Annotated in this window: 16 protein-coding genes; 8 read left to right on the top strand and 8 right to left on the bottom strand. The window is 67.7% G+C overall.

The features are described from left to right. The first annotated feature begins 113 nt into the window (after positions 1–113). Positions 114–824: a phosphate regulon transcriptional regulator PhoB gene (phoB, locus tag GRF61_RS06995; protein ID WP_169149956.1), complete on the top strand. Its 711-nt coding sequence runs from the start codon at positions 114–116 to the stop codon at positions 822–824. A gap of 73 nt (positions 825–897) precedes the next feature. Beyond that, a complete protein-coding gene (gene phoR, locus GRF61_RS06990; RefSeq protein WP_248281147.1) occupies positions 898–2,175 on the top strand; it encodes a phosphate regulon sensor histidine kinase PhoR in 1,278 nt (425 codons plus the stop codon). On the opposite strand, the gene GRF61_RS06985 is transcribed toward phoR, so the two are convergent. The 8 genes from GRF61_RS06985 to gatC form a co-directional block, all read right to left on the bottom strand. Then, entirely contained in the window at positions 2,172–3,797 is a 1,626-nt protein-coding gene (locus GRF61_RS06985) for a hypothetical protein (RefSeq protein ID WP_169149955.1), read from the bottom strand. The two genes, phoR and GRF61_RS06985, sit on opposite strands and share 4 nt — an antisense overlap. Before the next feature lie 19 nt (positions 3,798–3,816). After that, positions 3,817–4,236 (bottom strand): HIT family protein, encoded by a 420-nt coding sequence (locus GRF61_RS06980; RefSeq protein WP_169149954.1) that lies wholly within the window; start codon positions 4,234–4,236, stop codon positions 3,817–3,819. 73 nt (positions 4,237–4,309) lie between these two features. After that, entirely contained in the window at positions 4,310–5,146 is an 837-nt protein-coding gene (locus tag GRF61_RS06975) for a class II glutamine amidotransferase (RefSeq protein WP_169149953.1), read from the bottom strand. A gap of 112 nt (positions 5,147–5,258) precedes the next feature. Further along, positions 5,259–5,789, bottom strand: coding sequence for a DUF3617 family protein (locus GRF61_RS06970; protein WP_169149952.1), 531 nt, complete (start codon positions 5,787–5,789; stop codon positions 5,259–5,261). A 17-nt stretch (positions 5,790–5,806) separates the two neighbouring features. Then, positions 5,807–7,279, bottom strand: a complete 1,473-nt coding sequence (gene gatB, locus GRF61_RS06965; RefSeq protein WP_169149951.1) for an Asp-tRNA(Asn)/Glu-tRNA(Gln) amidotransferase subunit GatB — start codon at positions 7,277–7,279, stop codon at positions 5,807–5,809. A gap of 24 nt (positions 7,280–7,303) precedes the next feature. Next, a complete protein-coding gene (locus GRF61_RS06960; RefSeq protein ID WP_169149950.1) occupies positions 7,304–7,822 on the bottom strand; it encodes a hypothetical protein in 519 nt (172 codons plus the stop codon). 1 nt (position 7,823) lies between these two features. Continuing rightward, positions 7,824–9,296 (bottom strand): Asp-tRNA(Asn)/Glu-tRNA(Gln) amidotransferase subunit GatA, encoded by a 1,473-nt coding sequence (gene gatA / locus GRF61_RS06955; protein ID WP_169149949.1) that lies wholly within the window; start codon positions 9,294–9,296, stop codon positions 7,824–7,826. A gap of 61 nt (positions 9,297–9,357) precedes the next feature. Next, positions 9,358–9,645: an Asp-tRNA(Asn)/Glu-tRNA(Gln) amidotransferase subunit GatC gene (gene gatC, locus GRF61_RS06950; RefSeq protein ID WP_169149948.1), complete on the bottom strand. Its 288-nt coding sequence runs from the start codon at positions 9,643–9,645 to the stop codon at positions 9,358–9,360. A 129-nt stretch (positions 9,646–9,774) separates the two neighbouring features. On the opposite strand from gatC, the gene GRF61_RS06945 reads away from it, so the two are divergent. The 6 genes from GRF61_RS06945 to GRF61_RS06920 all read left to right on the top strand — a co-directional run bounded on the left by GRF61_RS06945 (position 9,775) and on the right by GRF61_RS06920 (position 16,509). Further along, complete coding sequence (locus GRF61_RS06945; RefSeq protein WP_169149947.1) at positions 9,775–10,818, top strand: rod shape-determining protein; 1,044 nt, start codon at positions 9,775–9,777, stop codon at positions 10,816–10,818. A gap of 94 nt (positions 10,819–10,912) precedes the next feature. Next, positions 10,913–11,800, top strand: coding sequence for a rod shape-determining protein MreC (mreC, locus tag GRF61_RS06940; RefSeq protein ID WP_169149946.1), 888 nt, complete (start codon positions 10,913–10,915; stop codon positions 11,798–11,800). A gap of 74 nt (positions 11,801–11,874) precedes the next feature. Next, on the top strand, positions 11,875–12,396 hold the full coding sequence (gene mreD, locus GRF61_RS06935) for a rod shape-determining protein MreD (protein WP_169149945.1): 522 nt from the start codon (positions 11,875–11,877) through the stop codon (positions 12,394–12,396). 13 nt (positions 12,397–12,409) lie between these two features. Beyond that, complete coding sequence (mrdA, locus tag GRF61_RS06930; protein ID WP_169149944.1) at positions 12,410–14,302, top strand: penicillin-binding protein 2; 1,893 nt, start codon at positions 12,410–12,412, stop codon at positions 14,300–14,302. Further along, positions 14,299–15,441 (top strand): rod shape-determining protein RodA, encoded by a 1,143-nt coding sequence (gene rodA, locus GRF61_RS06925; RefSeq protein ID WP_169149943.1) that lies wholly within the window; start codon positions 14,299–14,301, stop codon positions 15,439–15,441. The genes mrdA and rodA overlap by 4 nt, the downstream gene beginning before the upstream one ends. A 15-nt stretch (positions 15,442–15,456) precedes the next feature. Further along, the gene (locus GRF61_RS06920) at positions 15,457–16,509 is read left to right on the top strand and encodes a septal ring lytic transglycosylase RlpA family protein (protein ID WP_169149942.1); all 1,053 of its coding nucleotides are present in this window, start codon (positions 15,457–15,459) and stop codon (positions 16,507–16,509) included. The last annotated feature ends 184 nt before the right edge of the window (positions 16,510–16,693 follow it).

Raw genomic sequence — 16,693 nt, 5'->3', positions numbered from 1 at the left:
CTTGGACCGCTTTGCCGCGAGCGGGCCGCCGCACTTGTATTGCACCGGCGTGACGTGTCATGAAAGCTTCAAATTGCTGAAATACACTGCCGCGGGTCAATCGGAGGGTGCTCATGCCTGCCAACATCTTGCTCGTGGAAGACGAACCGGCGATTCAGGAACTGATCGCCGCCAACCTCGCGCGTGCCGGCCATCATGTGCTGCGCGCCGCGGATGCCGAGGCGGCCCAGCGTATCGTGCGCGATGCACTGCCTGATCTCGTGTTGCTGGACTGGATGCTGCCCGGCATGTCGGGCATGGAGTTCGCCCGCCGGCTGCGCGCCGAGGAGCGCACCCGCAGCATTCCCATCATCATGCTTACCGCCCGCGGCGAAGAGCAGGACAAGGTGGCTGGGTTGGAGACCGGGGCGGACGACTACATCACCAAGCCTTTCAGCCCGCGTGAGCTGGTGGCGCGGATCAAGGCGGTGCTGCGCCGCCGTGCGCCGCAGGTGACCGAGGATGCGGTGGAGTTGGGCGGCCTGCGCCTGGACCCGGCCACGCATCGCATCAGTGCCGGCGAGATAGCGCTTGCCCTGGGGCCCACCGAGTTCCGCCTGTTGCATTTCCTGATGACGCACCCGGAGCGGGTCCATTCCCGGGCCCAACTGTTGGACCAGGTGTGGGGCGACCATGTGTTCGTCGAAGAACGCACGGTCGACGTCCATATCCGGCGGCTGCGCTGTGCGCTGGAACCCTCGGGCCACGATAGCCTGATCCAGACAGTGCGCGGCAGCGGTTACCGCTTTTCGTCCCAGGCCGACACCGCGCCCGCGGTGCGATAATCCGCGCTTCCATTCTCTGAACCGGCGCCGGGAGGCCATCATCCGTTCGCTGCGTTATATCTGGACAGGGGCGTTGTCCTCCCTCGCCCTGGTGCTGCTGCTGGCCCTGGTGGTGGCGGCTTTCGCCGGCATCAGCTGGGGGCTGTTCATCATGGTGCTGGGGTTGCTGCTGCTGGGCTGGCATCACCTCAGGAACCTGCAGCGGTTGGTGCATTGGGCGCGGGAGCCGGTCGGTTCGCCGCTGCCGCGTGCCTTCGGCACCTGGGACATGATCTTCGCCGATCTCGGCCGCCGCGCACGGTTGGCCTACGACATGCGCGACCGCCTTTCCACCGCGCTGGAGCGTTTCCATGATGCCAGCCAGGCGATGCCCGATGGCGTCATGTACCTGTCCGACACCGACACCATAGAGTGGATCAACCTCAAGGCCGAGCAGCACTTCGGCCTCAATCGCCAGCACGATATCGGCGCGCCGGTCACCAATCTGGTCAGACAGCCGGAGTTCGTCGCCTACCTCGCCTCCAACCACTTCAGCGAGCCATTGGTGCTGCAGGCGGGGCGCCGTGGTGGGCTGACGCTGCAGATCCAGGTGGTGCCCTTCGGCGACGATCAGAAGATGGTGCTGTCGCGGGACATCTCCCAGTTGGAGCGGCTGGAAACCATGCGGCGCGATTTCGTCGCCAACGTCTCCCACGAATTGCGCACGCCGCTGACAGTGGTGGGTGGTTTCCTCGAAACCCTGATCGACGGCCTGGATGACTACTCCCGGGAAGACGTGATCCACTTCCTCCGTCTCGCCGACGAGCAGTCGTCGCGCATGCGCCGCCTGATCGACGACTTGCTGACGCTGTCCGCGCTGGAGACGGGCGCGCCAGCGCCAGCGGAAGAGAAGATAGATGTGGTTGAACTGGTGCGGGAGGTCGCGCGTGAAGTGGAACTGCTCTCCGCCGGCCGGCACCAGGTGGAGCTGAGCATGGAAGGCGATGGCATGCTGCTCGGCAGCCAGAAGGAGCTGGACAGCGCCTTCTCCAACCTCGGTAGCAACGCGGTCCGCTACACGCCGGAGGGTGGCCGCATCTGCATCGCCTGGCGGCGGGACGAAAGCGGCGGCGGTGAATTCTCGGTAACGGACACCGGCATCGGCATTGCCCCGGAACATCTGCCGCGGCTGACCGAGCGCTTCTACCGGGTGGATCGCGGCCGCTCGCGGGAAACCGGCGGCACCGGCCTGGGGCTGGCCATCGTCAAGCACATCCTTACCCGCCACCAGGCGGAGTTGTCGATCAACAGCCGGCCGGGCGAAGGCAGCCGCTTCGCCGTGCGCTTCCCCAGTTCCCGTTTCAAGGCTTAAGCGCCGGGTTCGTGCGGTAGCTTCTCGAAGCTGGCCTGATCGAAGTTGGTGCCGCGCAGCAGCAATTTGCCCAGGCGGATCTGCTCGTTCTCGCCGGTTTCCGCATTGTGAACCTCCAGCACCCGGCTGGGCTGGAACCAGCCGGCCGACAACACGATGGAGGCGCCGGTGCGCAGTGCCGGCGTGGCCGGCAGCATGAAAGCCTGCAGATAGGGATCGCGCAGCCCGGCGTGCAGCGCCAGCGGGCGGGCGGCTACCACCCGCGGCACGCCGGTCAGTACATGCACGCCGGCCTCCAGGCAGCCGTCGGCGCGGAACATCAGCCAGCTGATGTGGCCGAGCAGGAAGCAGTCGCCATCCTGTGGCCGTAGCCCCACCAGTTGGTGGTGCTCCAGGCGCTCTGCCCGCGGCCGCTGCTGGATGCGGAAACCGCCGACGGACTGGTCCAGCACTTCCCAGCGTTCGCAGACGAAGCCCAGCTTCTCTGCCTCCCGTTGGCGCCGCGATTCGCTGAAGCCGGCATCGCTGGCTGCCGGTGCGCGTTCGCCGAAGGTCAGCAGTGAGATGTCCTTGCGAATGCCGGAGCCGACCGTGTACGTCGAAGCACGGGGCTGTTCGAACACGCCGCCATGCACATGGAAGCCGATGGCCAGCCAGTCGCTGCAGATGTCCAGGCCGCCCTGGCTGCCGCGGCGCGGGAAGCGCCTGCCGGCAGCGGCCAGGCCCCATGGCCGGTAGAGCGAGAGCAGCAGCCGCGAGCAGGCGTCCAGCGGACAGTCGTCGCCCAGGCCGAGGGAGGCTGGCTGTACTCCTTGCTTGAACTGGGTCAGTACCGCCTGGATCTGGCTGGCCAGCTTGCTGCCGTCGAAGCGGCGCAGGCTGGGGGATGGGCTCTGCAGGCCCAGCGGTCGCAGCCCGTGGTCGGCGTTTAGGTCCAGGCCATAGGCCGTGGGCTTGGGCGCATCGATGTCGGTGTCCAGCGTGCAATAGGGGGCGAAGCGCTGGGCCCAGCGGCAGGCCCAGGCCAGCTGGCGTTCGCCGCGACCGTAAGGGTTGGCGAGATCGGTGAGCAGGATGGCGACGTGTGCCTCCATCGGGCTCTGCGCCTTCCACACATCGTTGAGCGGATCGGCGACGCGAACGCGGGCAACGCCGGCGCGCTCTGCGTCGGCGAGGCATTCGTGCACTTCCGCCCAGTAACCGGTGGGTACCGCCCGGTGGGCGCGGAAGAACTCGAGCAGCGCCTGTCCGGCGTAGTAGGTACGGCGCTGGGCGAGCAGGGCGCGTTGGTCGTCCAGCGTGCCTTCCTGGGCATCGGCGCGGGCGATGCGGCCATAGGAGCGGGAGAGGTTGCGCCATAGGCTGGCAACCCGCTCCAGGATCTCGTTCTCCAGGCTGTCCGGCGGCAGCGGATGGGCGGTATAGCAGCGCGAGAGTTCGACTTGTACCGCCGCGGCCAGGCTGCGGGCGGCTTCCAGCACCTCCAGGTGCTGGTTGGGTGCGGGAAAGGAGGCGAGCAGGCCGGAGACGATGGCCGCCAGCGCCACCTGGGTTTCCTCCGGCTTTTCCGGGCGCAGGCTGTGCAGCAGGTTCAGGCACTCGGCTGGATTACGGTAATCCATGGCGGCTCCGGGCGGGGCGTTACCGGTGGGTGAGCGTTGACAGGGCGCGACCGATGGCGCCGGAAAGCACGGCTGCGTCGGGCGCGGGGTGGATCACGCCGTCGCGCTGTACCGGCCCCCAGACCGACTCCGGGAAGTGGCGGTCGTCGCTGTAGCGGGGGATCACATGCCAGTGCAGGTGGGGCACCATGTTGCCGAAGCTGGCGAGATTGATCTTGTCCGGGTGCATTTCGGCGCGCAGCGCCTGCTCGGTGGCCAGCACTACGTCCATCAGATGCTGGCGGTCGGCCGCCGGCAGATCGCTCATCTCCGCCACATGTTCATTCCAGATGACACGGCAGAAGCCGGGATGGGCTGCCTCCCTGGCCAGGATGACGCGGCAACGGTCGTCGTGCCACAGCACGGTTTCGTCGTCGGCGCGACACAAGGGGCAGGCCATTTGGGAGGTCTCCGGGGGCTGACTTGGCGGTTGCCTACTTTATCGCGCCCGCATGAATCCGGCTAAGGAACATTTACGCATTCGACTGCCCATTGCAGGCAGGGATGCAGGTGCCGGGCGACGCGAGGGTGCGGTTTTCGCCCAGCGATACCAGGGCGCCGTGGCAGAAGGTCAGCAGCGAGCCCGGTTCCATCGTGTGCCAGGTCTCGTTGTCGGTCAGCGGTGTGGTGGCGATGACGGCGACGCGGTCCATCGGGGTGGCAACGAGGTTGAAGTCCACCGTCAGATCCTGGTCGGACAGGTGCGCGACCGGAAAGGGCGCCTGCCGGATCACGTAGCTCAGGCGCGAGGCGCAGTGGGCGTACAGGCGGTCACCGTCGGACAGCAGGAAGTTGAATTCGCCGTGGCTGCCGATTTCCACCGCCAGCTCGCGCAGTATCGCGTGCAGCTCGGCTGGTGCCGGTTGGGCGTCGGGAAAGCGCTGGGCGAAGCGGTCCAGGATGTGACAGAAGGCGCGCTCCGAGTCGGTGGTGCCGACCGGGCTGAAGCGGCCGGACAGCGCCGGCAGGTAATCCACCAGGTTGCCGTTGTGGGCGAAGATCCAGTAGCGGCCCCACAGCTCGCGCTGGAAGGGGTGGGTGTTCTCCAGCCGGATTTCGCCCTGGGTGGCCTTGCGGATGTGGGCGATGACGTTGAGCGAACGTATCGGATAGTGGCGCACCAGCTCCGCCACCGGCGAATCCGCGCTGGCCCGGGGCTCCAGGAAGACACGGGCGCCGCGGCCCTCGAAGAAGGCGATGCCCCAGCCGTCACGGTGATGGTCCGTCAGCCCGCCCCGGGCGCGGAAGCCGGTGAAGGAAAAGCAGATGTCGGTCGGCACATTGCAGTTCATGCCGAGCAGCTGGCACATCGGAGGACTCCGCGACGGTGGATATAACGTTAGACGATTATAGCCATGCCGGGCGGCGGCTCCCCCGGACGGGCGAGGGCGCCACGGGAGGGCGCGCCGCCGGCGCCTTGCTTCAGCGCGGCAGCTTCTTCAGCAGTTCGTCCACGTTGATGCCGTGTATGCCCTGGCGTACCACTTCCCCCGGCTTCTGGCCGGCGGCGCAGGGGCCGAGGCGGCGAGCTTCCTGCTGCATGGTGGTGCTGGCGAGGCCGTGCATAGGGGGCGAATAGGTGCTGCGCACGTCGCCGGTGAAGCGGCTGTTGAAGTCGCCGGAGAAGGTGGCGTGCACCGTGGCGGTGCTGCCTTCCACCGGGCACACGGCATCGAGCACGATCTGGCTGCCATTGCGGGAAACGTCGCGGCGGCTGCATTCGCCGCTGGCCTTGGAGGCTTGGGCGGCGAGGTCGCCGCCGTCTTCGCCGATGCAGATCTGCAGGCTCTGGCCGAGACCGCCCATCTCGGCGATGGTGCTCTTCATTTCCCACAGCCCGGGGGCAAGCTTGGGCAGGTTGTGCAGCGAATCAGCGGCGCCGGCGGCGGCCGGCAGCAGAGCGGCGGTGGCGAGCAGGGTGGCAAGGGCGGTGGCGGGCTTGAGGTGTTTCATCGACGATCTCCGGATACTCAGGCTTGGAGCTTGCGCCGCAGCAGTTCGTTCACCTGGCCGGGGTTGGCCTTACCTTTGCTGGCTTTCATGACCTGGCCGACCAGGGCGTTGAAGGCCTTCTCCTTGCCGGCGCGGAATTCTTCCACCGACTTCGGATTGGCCGCCAGCACTTCGTCGATCAGGCCTTCGATGGCGCCGCTGTCGGTCACCTGCTTGAGGCCTTGGCAGTCGATGACCTGGTCGGCGGCATCGGCGCCGTCGCCACCTTCGCCGTTCCACAGCGCTTCGAACACCTTCTTGGCGATGGCGTTGGAGATGGTGTTGTCGGCGATACGGGCGACCATGCCGGCGAGCTGGGCCGGCGCCACAGGCGAGGCGGCGATGTCCAGCTCGGCCTTGTTCAACCGCGCCGCGAGTTCGCCCATGACCCAGTTGGCGCAGAGCTTGGCATTGGCCTTGCCAGCGGCGTCCACCGTGGCCTGGAAGTAAGCCGCCACCTCCTTGGACGCGGTCAGCGTGGTGGCGTCGTAGGCGGAGAGGCCGAAGTCGGCGACGAAGCGCGCCTTCATCGCTTCCGGCAGTTCCGGCATTCCGCCGCGCACGCGGGCGATCCACTCCTCGGAGATCACCAGCGGCAGCAGGTCTGGGTCGGGGAAGTAGCGGTAGTCGTGGGCGTCTTCCTTGGAGCGCATCATCCGCGTCTCACCGCTGTCCGGGTCGAACAGCACGGTGGCTTGCTGGATGGTGCCGCCGTCTTCCAGGCGCTCGATCTGCCACTGCACTTCGTAGTCGATGGCCTGTTGCAGGAAGCGGAAGGAGTTGAGGTTCTTGATCTCGCGGCGGGTGCCGAACTTTTCCTGACCGCGCGGGCGCACCGAGACGTTGGCGTCGCAGCGGAAGGAGCCTTCCTGCATGTTGCCGTCGCAGATGTCGATCCAGCGCACCAGCGCATGCAGCGCGCGGGCATAGGCCACCGCTTCGGCGGAAGAGCGCATGTCCGGCTCGGAGACGATTTCCAGCAGCGGGGTGCCGGCGCGATTGAGGTCGATGCCGCTCATGCCGTGGAAGTCTTCGTGCAGGCTCTTGCCGGCGTCCTCTTCCAGGTGGGCGCGGGTGAGCTGCACCGTCTTCTCGTAGGCCTTGTCGCCTTCACCGACGCGGATGGTGATGGCGCCGCCCTGTACCACCGGCAGCTCGAACTGGCTGATCTGGTAGCCCTTGGGCAGGTCGGGGTAGAAGTAATTCTTGCGCGCGAACACGCTCTTCGGCGCCACCGTTGCGCCGATGGCGAGGCCGAAGCGGATGGCGCGCTCGACCGCGCCGCGGTTGAGCACCGGCAGCACGCCCGGCAGCGCGATATCCACCGCGCTGGCCTGCACATTGGGTTCGGCGCCGAAGGCGGTGGAGGCGCCGGAGAAGATCTTGGAGGCGGTGTTGAGCTGGCTATGCACTTCCAGCCCGATGACGACTTCCCAATCGGTTCTGCTCATGGTCGTTTCCGTTGTTTCAGGCGGTCAGTGGCACTGGCCGCTGGACCGGTCCAGCAGGATCGGCCATACGTATTCGAAGGTGCCGTGGCTGCAGCGGCTGGCACACTGGGTGAAGGCCACGGTGACCTGGTCGCCCTGTTCCCACATGCTGACGGTGCAGCCGTCCCTGGCGCGCAGCTCCACGTGCGGTTCGCGTTTGACCTGGTGGAAATCGCCCAGGTCGAAGTGGCAGTTGCCGCGGCGCGGTACATCCACCCGGGCGGAGAAGGCGCGCACCTCGGCGTAGCTGACGTCCAGCCTGGTGCGGGCCGAGTAGCCGGCTTCGTCGGTGAAGGCGCAGTCCGCCTTCACGTTCAGCGGTTCTATCGGCATCGGCTTAAGCTGACTCTTGGCTTCGGACGGGCGCTCCAGCACCTCTTCCGGCACCGGCGCGCTGTCGCCGCCCGGCTTGGGGCCGGGCGTGCCGCAGGCCGCCAGCAGCAGGGCGGCCGCGAGGCCGGCTGCCTGCCGCGGCGAAAGGCGGAGCCGCAGGGCTACGGCCATCTCAGGCGGTGCCTTCCGGCCGGCGCAGGTGCCAGTCGGTGGCCTGCTGGTAGCGGTGCGCGGCGTTGAGCAGGCCGGCCTCGCTGAAGTAGTCGCCGATCAGTTGCAGGCCCACCGGCAGTCCGTCCGCGCCGAAGCCGCAGGGCTGCGACAGGCCGGGCAGGCCGGCGAGGTTCACCGCGATGGTGTAGATGTCAGACAGGTACATCTGCACCGGGTCGTCGGTTTTCTCGCCGATTCCCCAGGCCGTGGTCGGGCTGGTGGGGCCGGCGATGACGTCGCACTGGGTGAAGGCGGCGCGGAAGTCCTCGGCGATCAGCCGGCGCAGCTTCTGCGCCTGCAGGTAGTAGGCGTCGTAGTAGCCGTGGGACAGCACGTAGGTGCCGACCAGGATGCGGCGTTTGACCTCGTCGCCGAAGCCTTCGGCGCGGCTCCTGCAGTACATGTCGTTGAGATCGCCATACTCGGCGGCGCGGTGGCCGTAGCGCACGCCGTCGAAGCGAGACAGGTTGCTGGAGGCTTCGGCCGGGGCGATCACGTAATAGGCGGGAATGGCCAGCCTGGCGTTGGGCAGATCCACATCCACGGTGATGGCGCCCAGCGCACGGTACTGCGCCAGCGCGGCCTCCACCGTGGCGCGCACATCGTCCGCCATGCCGGGGCCGAAGAACTCTCGCGGCAGGCCGATGCGCAGGCCTTGGAGCGGCTTGTTGCCGGCGGGCGCGGCGAGCAGGCGGCCATAGTCCTCGGTCGGACGCTCCAGGCTGGTGGAGTCGCGCGGATCGAAGCCGGCCATGGCGCTGAGCAGCGGCGCGCAGTCTTCGGCCGAGGCGGCGAAGGCGCCGGCCTGATCCAGCGAGGAGGCGTAGGCGATCATGCCGTAGCGGCTGACCACGCCGTAGGTGGGCTTGATGCCGGTGATGCCGGTGAGTGCGGCCGGCTGGCGCACCGAGCCGCCGGTGTCGGTGCCGGTGGCGACGGGTGCCAGGCGCGCGGCCACCGCCGCCGCCGAACCACCGGAGGAGCCGCCGGGCACCTTGGCGGTGTTCCAGGGATTGCGCGCGGGGCCGAACCAGGAGTTCTCGTTGGACGAGCCCATGGCGAACTCATCCATATTGGTCTTGCCCAGGGTGACCGCGCCGGCGGCCTTCAGCTGGGTGACCACGTGGGCGTCGTAGGGGCTGACGAAGTTGGCCAGCATTCGCGAGCCGCAGGTGGTCAGCACGCCTTCGGTGCAGAACACATCCTTGTGAGCCAGCGGAATGCCGGTAAGCGGGCCGGCCTGGCCGGCGGCGATGCGTTCATCCGCAGCCCGGGCGGCGGCAAGGGCGCCGTCGCCGTCCACCGTGATGAAGGCGTTCAGCGCCGGATTGGCGGCCTGGATGCGGTCGAGGAACAAAGTGGCGAGTTCCACGCTCGATATCTGCCGCGCGTCGAGTGCTGCGCGCAAGGTCTTGAGACTGGCGTTGATCATGGTCGCTGGGAAACGGAGAGGGCTGGCGGCGGCGACGCTGAGTCTGCCGCGGCCGGCCAGGTCATTCGATGACTTTGGGGACCAGGTAAAGTCCGGCCTCGGTCTGCGGGGCGGCGGCCTGGAAGGCGGCGCGTCTATCGGTTTCGATGACGGCGTCCTCGCGCAGGCGGGTGGCGAGTTCCTGCGGATGGCTCATGGGCTCGACGCCGGTGGTATCCACCGCCTGCATCTGCTCGATGAGGCCGAAAATGCCGTCGAGCTTGCGCCGGGTCGCCTCGGTTTCTGCCTCGGTCAGGGCGATGCGGGCGAGGCGCGCGACGTGCCCGACTTGTTCGTTGGAGAGCGACATGAGTTAACAAAAACCTGCTTAGTCGACAAAGGTTTGTAGGTTATCATAATCGTTTCCCCCGTTCGGGGGCAGTCCCGTTGCCGCTCGCGCCCGGGCGATGCACCCTCTCCACCGGTTTCGGAATTTTCCATGTTCGGCTTTCTGCGCTCCTATTTCTCCAACGACTTGGCGATCGACCTCGGCACGGCCAACACCCTGATCTACGTCCGCGGCAAAGGCATCGTGCTGGACGAGCCTTCGGTGGTGGCGATCCGCACCGAAGGCGGGCCGAACGCCAAGCGCACCATCCAGGCGGTGGGCCATGCCGCCAAGCAGATGCTGGGCAAGACGCCCGGCAACATCACCGCGATCCGGCCGATGAAAGATGGCGTCATCGCCGACTTCGTCGTCACCGAGCAGATGATCAAGCAGTTCATCAAGCGGGTGCATGACTCCCGTCTGCTGTCGCCCAGCCCGCGCATCATCATCTGCGTGCCCTGCGGCTCCACCCAGGTCGAACGCCGCGCGATCCGCGACGCAGCCCTGGCGGCGGGCGCCTCTCAGGTCTACCTGATCGAGGAGCCGATGGCGGCGGCGATCGGCGCCGGCCTGCCGGTGTCGGACGCGACCGGCTCCATGGTGGTGGATATCGGCGGCGGCACTACCGAGGTGGGCGTGATCTCGCTGGGCGGCATGGTGTACGCCGGCAGCGTGCGCGTCGGCGGCGACAAGTTCGACGACGCCATCGTCAATTACATCCGCCGCAACTACGGCATGCTGATCGGCGACACCACCGCCGAGAACATCAAGAAGGAAATCGGCTCCGCCTTCCCCGGTTCGGAAGTGCGCGAGATGGAAGTGAAGGGGCGCAACCTCGCCGAGGGCATTCCGCGCAGCTTCACCATTTCCTCGAACGAAATCCTGGAGGCGCTGACCGAGCCGCTGAACCAGATCGTGTCCGCGGTGAAGATCGCGCTGGAGCAGACGCCGCCGGAACTGGGCGCCGACATCGCCGACCGCGGCATGGTGCTGACCGGCGGCGGCGCGCTGCTGCGTGACCTGGACCGGCTGCTGATGGAAGAGACCGGCCTGCCGGTGATCGTCGCCGACGAGCCGCTCACCTGCGTGGCCCGTGGCTGCGGCATGGCGCTGGAAAAGATGGACAAGCTGGGTTCCATCTTCACTTCCGACTGAGCTCTGCACAGCCGTGCCCGGCGAGGCCGGGCGCGGGCCCCGGCCTTAAGCCACCGCAGTTTCCTTTCTTTCACGCCGACCCCCGAATCCCGCGATGTCCTTAGTCGGCCATCAACCGCCTCCGATCTTCAAGCGCGGCCCTGCGCCTTTGGCGCGGCTGATGCTGCTCGTGTGCATCTGCCTGACGCTGCTGGTGGCGGACCTGAAGTTCCGCTACCTGGAAGTGCTGCGGCAAGGCCTGTCGGTCGCCACTTACCCGCTGCAGATGGCGGCGGCCAAACCGGCCGACTTCGTGCGCAACGCGTCCCACTACTTCGCTACCCTGATCCAGGTGCAGCTGGACAATGCCGACCTGCGCCGCCAGCAGTTGGGCAGTGGGGAGCGCCTGCTGCGCTTCGAGCAGCTGGAGCAGGAAAACCAGCAGTTGCGCGGCCTGCTCGAGATGTCGCAGCGGGTGGGCGTGCGCAGCGTGGCGGCAGAAATCCTCTACAACGCGCCGGACCCGTTCTCGCGCAAGGTCATCCTCGACCGCGGCGCCCAGGAAGGGGTGGAGCCGGGGCTGGCGGTGGTGGACGCCAAGGGCGTGATCGGCCAGGTGACGCGGGTCTATCCCATCCAGTCCGAAGTCACGCTGCTGACCGACCGCAACCAGGCGATCCCGGTGCAGGTGCTGCGCAATGGCCTGCGCGGCGTGCTGTTCGGCTCCGGCCAGGGGCGGCTGGAGCTGCGTTTCGTGATCGCCAGCGCGGACATCCAGCCGGGCGACCGCTTGGTCACCTCCGGGCTGGACGGTGTCTTCCTGCCCGGCCTGCCGGTGGCCGAGGTGGCGGCGGTGGACCGGGAGGCGGAGGCCTTCGCCCGCATCGTCTGCGAGCCGCTGGCCGGCATCGAACGCAGTGTGCAGGTGTTGGTGCTGGGCCGTGCGGAATTGCCGCCGCCGTTGCCCCAGGCGGCCCCGGCAGAGAAGGCCGAGGCGCCCTGAGATGAAGCGTTCGTCGCATCGCACGCCCTGCCTGCTCCGCGGCGGCGTGGCCGTGAACGGTCCGGAGGACTGACATGCAACCGACCAACCGTTCCAGCCGCATCCTGCTGCCGGTCAAGCTGTGGTTCATTTATTTCAGCCTCATCCTGACGCTGGGTTTCGCCTACGTGCCCACCGGCACCTTTCCCGGCGTGCCCGACTGGGTGGCGCTGGTGCTGGCCTTCTGGTGCATCCGCGAGCCGCTGCGCATCGGCATGGGGGCCGGCTTCGTTTTCGGTCTGCTGGTGGACATCGGCCAGGGCGCGGCCATGGGGCAGCATGCGCTGGCCTATGTGGTGGTGGCCTACCTGGCCGGGCGTTTCGCCCGCCGGCTGATGTGGTTCCCGCTGCTGCAGCAGGCGCTGCACGTGCTGCCCATGCTGCTGGCTGCCCAGTTGCTGATGGTGACCGTGCGCCTGCTGGCCGGCGCCGAGTTTCCCGGCTGGCTGTACTTCCTCTCCAGCTTCACCAGCGTGCTGTTGTGGGCGCCGATGAGCTTCCTGCTGCTGCTGCCGCAGTACCAGCCGGTGGAGCGGGACGACAACCGTCCCATCTGAGCCGGCGCGCGCAATGACGGAGTTCCGCACCCCCGACCAGGAGAGTTGGCGCTTTCGCCGCCGGGTGGTGGTGGCCGGGCTGTTCGTCCTCGTCTGCTTCGGCCTGCTCGCCGCCCGCTTCTACTACCTCCAAGTGGTGCGGCACGACTACTTCCATACCCGGGCGGAGGACAACCGCATCGCCCTGCTGCCGGTGGTTCCCAACCGCGGCAGCATCGTGGACCGCAACGGCGTGGTGCTGGCGCGCAACTATGCCGCCTACACGCTGGAGATCACGCCTTCGCGCGCCGGCAACCTGGACGAAACCATAGATCGTCTCTCGGAAGTGCTGACCATAGAGCAGCGCGATCGCAGGCGTTTCCGCAAAATCCTCGAAGAAAGCCGCAACTTCGAGAGCGTTCCCATACGTACCCGCCTGAGCGACGACGAAGTGGCGCGCTTCATTTCGCAGCGCTACCGCTTCCCGGGCGTGGAGGTGCAGGCGCGGCTGTTCCGGGATTATCCGCAAGGCGCCACCGCCTCCCATGTGGTCGGTTACATCGGCCGCATCAATGACCGTGACGTGGAGCGCATCGAGGAGCGCGGCGAAACTGCCAACTATCGCGGCTCGGAGTACATCGGCAAGAGTGGCCTGGAGCAGTCCTACGAGGCCGAGCTGCATGGCACCACTGGCGTCGAGCAGGTGGAGGTCAATGCCGGCGGCCGCGCGGTGCGGCGGCTGTCGCGCACCTCGGCCATGGCTGGTAACGACCTGGAGCTGACACTGGACATCGAGCTGCAGAAGGTGGCCGAGGCCGCCTTCGGCAACCGCCGCGGCGCCATGGTGGCGATAGAGCCCGCTACCGGCGGCGTGCTGGCGCTGGTGTCCACCCCTACCTTCGATCCCAACCTGTTCGTGGACGGCATCTCCACCCAGGACTGGAAGGCACTGAACGATTCGCCCGATCACCCGCTGCTCAACCGCGCCATCTTCAGCGCCTATCCGCCCGGTTCCACCTTCAAGCCCTTCATGGCGCTGGCGGGGCTGACCACCGGCAAGCGCACCGCCGGCCAGGCCATCGCCGACCCCGGCTTCTTCGCCTTCGGCGGTCACCGCTTCATGGACGACAAAGTGGGTGGCCACGGCATGGTGGATCTGCACAAGTCCATCGTCGTGTCCTGCAATACCTATTACTACCAGCTCGCCAACGATCTCGGCATCGAGGGCATCGCCCGCTTCATGTCGCCGTTGGGCTTCGGCTCGCGTACCGGCATCGACATCCCCGGCGAAGCGGAAGGCGTGCTGCCGTCGCCAGACTGGAAGAAGCGCCGCTTCCGCCGGCCGGAGCAGCAGCGCTGGTTCGGTGGCGAGACGATCTCGGTAGGCATCGGCCAGGGCTACAACGCCTATACCCCGCTGCAGATGGCCAACGCCTTGGCAGCGGTGGTGAATGGCGGCAATGTGTACCGGCCGCACCTGGTGCGTCATGTGGTGGATAACCGCAGTAGCGCCAAGCGGGTGGTGGAGCCGGAGCCGATACGCCAGCTCGGGCTCAAGCCGGAGCATGTGGCCACGGTGCGCTCCGCCATGGTGGACGTGACCAAGGCCGGCACCGGCGCCCGCGCCTTCGGCAACGCGCCGTATTCGGTCGGCGGCAAGACCGGCACCGCCCAGGTGTTCTCGCTCAAGGGCGCGAAGTACGTCGAGGGCCGGGTCAGCGAGCGCTTGCGAGACCACTCCTGGTTCATCGCCTACGCGCCGGCGGAAGAGCCCAAGATCGCGCTGGCGGTGCTGGTGGAGAACGGCGGTTTCGGTGCCCAGTCGGCCGCGCCCATCGCCCGCCTGGTGATGGATTACTACCTGCTCGGCAAGCGCCCCAACCAGCCCGCAGCCGAAGACGTGGACGCCGCGGAGAGCGACGAATGACCGAGAGCCGCTTCCACCCGCTGGGCCTGCTGCGCGCTTTCCTGCGCCCCATCGATCCGCAGCTGATGCTGATCCTGGGCGCGCTGCTGGGCTACGCCTACTTCCTGATGATCAGCGCCTCGCCCGACCGGCTGGAGGCGCAGGCCATCAACACCGTGGTGGCGCTGGCGGCGATGTGGGTGGCGGCGACCATCTCCAGCCAGCGCATGCTGTCGCTGGCGCTGCCGCTGTATATCGTCGGCGTGGTGCTGCTGGTGGCGGTGGAGCTGTTCGGCGAGGTGTCCAAAGGCGCGCAGCGCTGGCTGCACGTCGGCGTCACCCGCATCCAGCCTTCCGAGCTGATGAAAATCGCCATGCCGCTGATGCTGGCCTGGTACTTCCAGCAGCGCGAGGGCCAGATCGCCTTCCGCGACTTCATCGTCGCCGGCCTGCTGCTGGTGGTGCCGGTGGGGCTGATCCTGATCCAGCCCGACCTGGGCACCAGCCTGCTGGTGACCGCCGCCGGCTTCTATGTGATCTTCTTCGCCGGCCTGTCGTGGAAGCTGATCGTGCCGGTGGCGCTGGTCGGCATCATCGGCATCGGCAGCATCGTCGCCTTCGGCGACACCCTGTGCCAGCCGGGCGTGGACTGGTACGGCATGCGCGAGTACCAGAAGCACCGGGTGTGCACCCTGCTGGATCCGACCCAGGATCCGCTGGGCAAGGGCTTCCACATCATCCAGTCCACCATCGCCATCGGCTCCGGCGGCGTGCTCGGCAAGGGCTGGATGGCCGGAACCCAGACCCACCTCGCCTTCCTGCCCGAACGCCACACCGACTTCATCTTCGCCGTGCTGGCGGAAGAGCTGGGGCTGGTCGGCACCATCGTGCTGCTCATCATCTACGTGCTGCTGCTGGCGCGCGGCTTCCAGATCTCGATCAATGCCCCCACACTGGCGAGCAAACTGCTCGGCGGGGCGATCACCATGATCTTCTTCACCTATGCTTTCGTGAACATGGGCATGGTGAGCGGCATCCTGCCGGTGGTGGGCGTGCCGCTGCCTTTCGTGAGCTACGGGGGAACCGCCCTCGTCACCCTGTGTCTCGGGGTGGGTATCCTGATGAGCATACAGCGCAGCCGCCTCTCGTCTCCCAAGTAGGCTGCGGCGAACGAGATGACGACACTACGACCCTCCGCAGCCCTGGTGGCCGGGGCGCGCCGCAACGCCGCCTTTCGCCCCGCCTCTCCCCTCAGCCTGCTGTGCGCGGCCACCGCCTGCGCCCTGCTGAGCGCTTGCAGCAGCACGCCCACCCGTGCGCCGGACAGCACTGCCAGCGGCAGCAGCGGCCCGCGCAGCGAAGCGCCGGCCGTGCCGCCCAAGGCCAGCACCCGCCGCAGCGGCGGCTACTACAAGGACGACGGCCCGGACGACATACCGCCGGATAACCTGGAACTGATACCGGATGCCCAGCCGAAGCTGGAGCCGCTGCACCGTTTCGCCAACCGCCCGTACAACGTCTTCGGCCAGAACTACGTGCCGGCAACCGTGCTCGCGCCCTATCGCGAGCGCGGCGTCGCCAGCTGGTACGGCCGCCGCTTCCACGGCCAGGCCACTTCCAGCGGCGAGCCCTACGACATGTACGCGATGACCGCTGCGCATCCGACGCTGCCGATTCCCAGTTACGCCCGCGTCACCAGCGTCGCCACCGGCCGCTCGGTGGTGGTGCGCATCAACGACCGCGGCCCTTTCCACAAGGGCCGGGTGATGGACCTCTCCTACACCGCCGCCTACAAGCTTGGCTATGTGAACAGCGGCAGCACCGAGGTGGAGGTGGAGCAGATCCTGCCGGGCGAACTGCCGATGTATGCCGACACCGACCCGGTGCCGCCGCTGCCCGGCCGCAGCGGGCCGAGCGCCGCCCAGCTCGCGCCGCTGGCCGGCGCGCCGGGCGAATCCGGCGAACCGGCGCTGAAGCCGCCCAGCTCGGCGACCGGCACCGGCATCTTCCTGCAGCTTGGCGCCTTTTCCTCGCGCGACAACGCCGAGGGCTTCCGCGACACCGTGGCCAAGGAACTGGCCGCCTTCGCCCAGAGCCTGGAGCTGTACGCCGACGGCGGCCGCTTCCGCCTGCACGCCGGGCCCTACGCCAGCGTGGACGAAGCCCGCAGCGCGGCGGACCGCATCGCCGCGGTGCTCAAGCTCAAGCCCTTCGTCGTCCAGCGCTGAGCGCATGCGGCGGCCCTGGCCACCGCTGCCGCCCATCGCCCTTGCGTCCCTCGCCGGTACCGGGGCGGGAAGAAAAAACGCCAGCGGTTGAAACAAAGGCTGTCCGCCGTGGTCCGGGTACGGGGTGCGTCCTATAATTGCCCGCCCCGGTACCGGCGAGGGACGCAAGGGCGATGGGCGGCAG

Source organism: Azoarcus sp. TTM-91 (assembly GCF_012911025.1).
GTDB lineage: Bacteria > Pseudomonadota > Gammaproteobacteria > Burkholderiales > Rhodocyclaceae > Azoarcus.
Note: the sequence above shows the minus strand (reverse complement) of the source record. Positions and strands in the feature narration are given on the sequence as shown.

Bases quoted from the DNA above. Each gene is read 5' to 3' on its own strand.
- phoB (WP_169149956.1), top strand. From the start codon at position 114: ATGCCTGCCAACATCTTGCTCGTGGAAGACGAACCGGCGATTCAGGAA.
- GRF61_RS06985 (WP_169149955.1), bottom strand. From the start codon at position 3,797: ATGGATTACCGTAATCCAGCCGAGTGCCTGAACCTGCTGCACAGCCTG.
- GRF61_RS06980 (WP_169149954.1), bottom strand. From the start codon at position 4,236: ATGGCCTGCCCCTTGTGTCGCGCCGACGACGAAACCGTGCTGTGGCAC.
- GRF61_RS06975 (WP_169149953.1), bottom strand. From the start codon at position 5,146: ATGTGCCAGCTGCTCGGCATGAACTGCAATGTGCCGACCGACATCTGC.
- GRF61_RS06970 (WP_169149952.1), bottom strand. From the start codon at position 5,789: ATGAAACACCTCAAGCCCGCCACCGCCCTTGCCACCCTGCTCGCCACC.
- gatB (WP_169149951.1), bottom strand. From the start codon at position 7,279: ATGAGCAGAACCGATTGGGAAGTCGTCATCGGGCTGGAAGTGCATAGC.
- GRF61_RS06960 (WP_169149950.1), bottom strand. From the start codon at position 7,822: ATGGCCGTAGCCCTGCGGCTCCGCCTTTCGCCGCGGCAGGCAGCCGGC.
- gatA (WP_169149949.1), bottom strand. From the start codon at position 9,296: ATGATCAACGCCAGTCTCAAGACCTTGCGCGCAGCACTCGACGCGCGG.
- gatC (WP_169149948.1), bottom strand. From the start codon at position 9,645: ATGTCGCTCTCCAACGAACAAGTCGGGCACGTCGCGCGCCTCGCCCGC.
- GRF61_RS06945 (WP_169149947.1), top strand. From the start codon at position 9,775: ATGTTCGGCTTTCTGCGCTCCTATTTCTCCAACGACTTGGCGATCGAC.
- mreC (WP_169149946.1), top strand. From the start codon at position 10,913: ATGTCCTTAGTCGGCCATCAACCGCCTCCGATCTTCAAGCGCGGCCCT.
- mreD (WP_169149945.1), top strand. From the start codon at position 11,875: ATGCAACCGACCAACCGTTCCAGCCGCATCCTGCTGCCGGTCAAGCTG.
- mrdA (WP_169149944.1), top strand. From the start codon at position 12,410: ATGACGGAGTTCCGCACCCCCGACCAGGAGAGTTGGCGCTTTCGCCGC.
- rodA (WP_169149943.1), top strand. From the start codon at position 14,299: ATGACCGAGAGCCGCTTCCACCCGCTGGGCCTGCTGCGCGCTTTCCTG.
- GRF61_RS06920 (WP_169149942.1), top strand. From the start codon at position 15,457: ATGACGACACTACGACCCTCCGCAGCCCTGGTGGCCGGGGCGCGCCGC.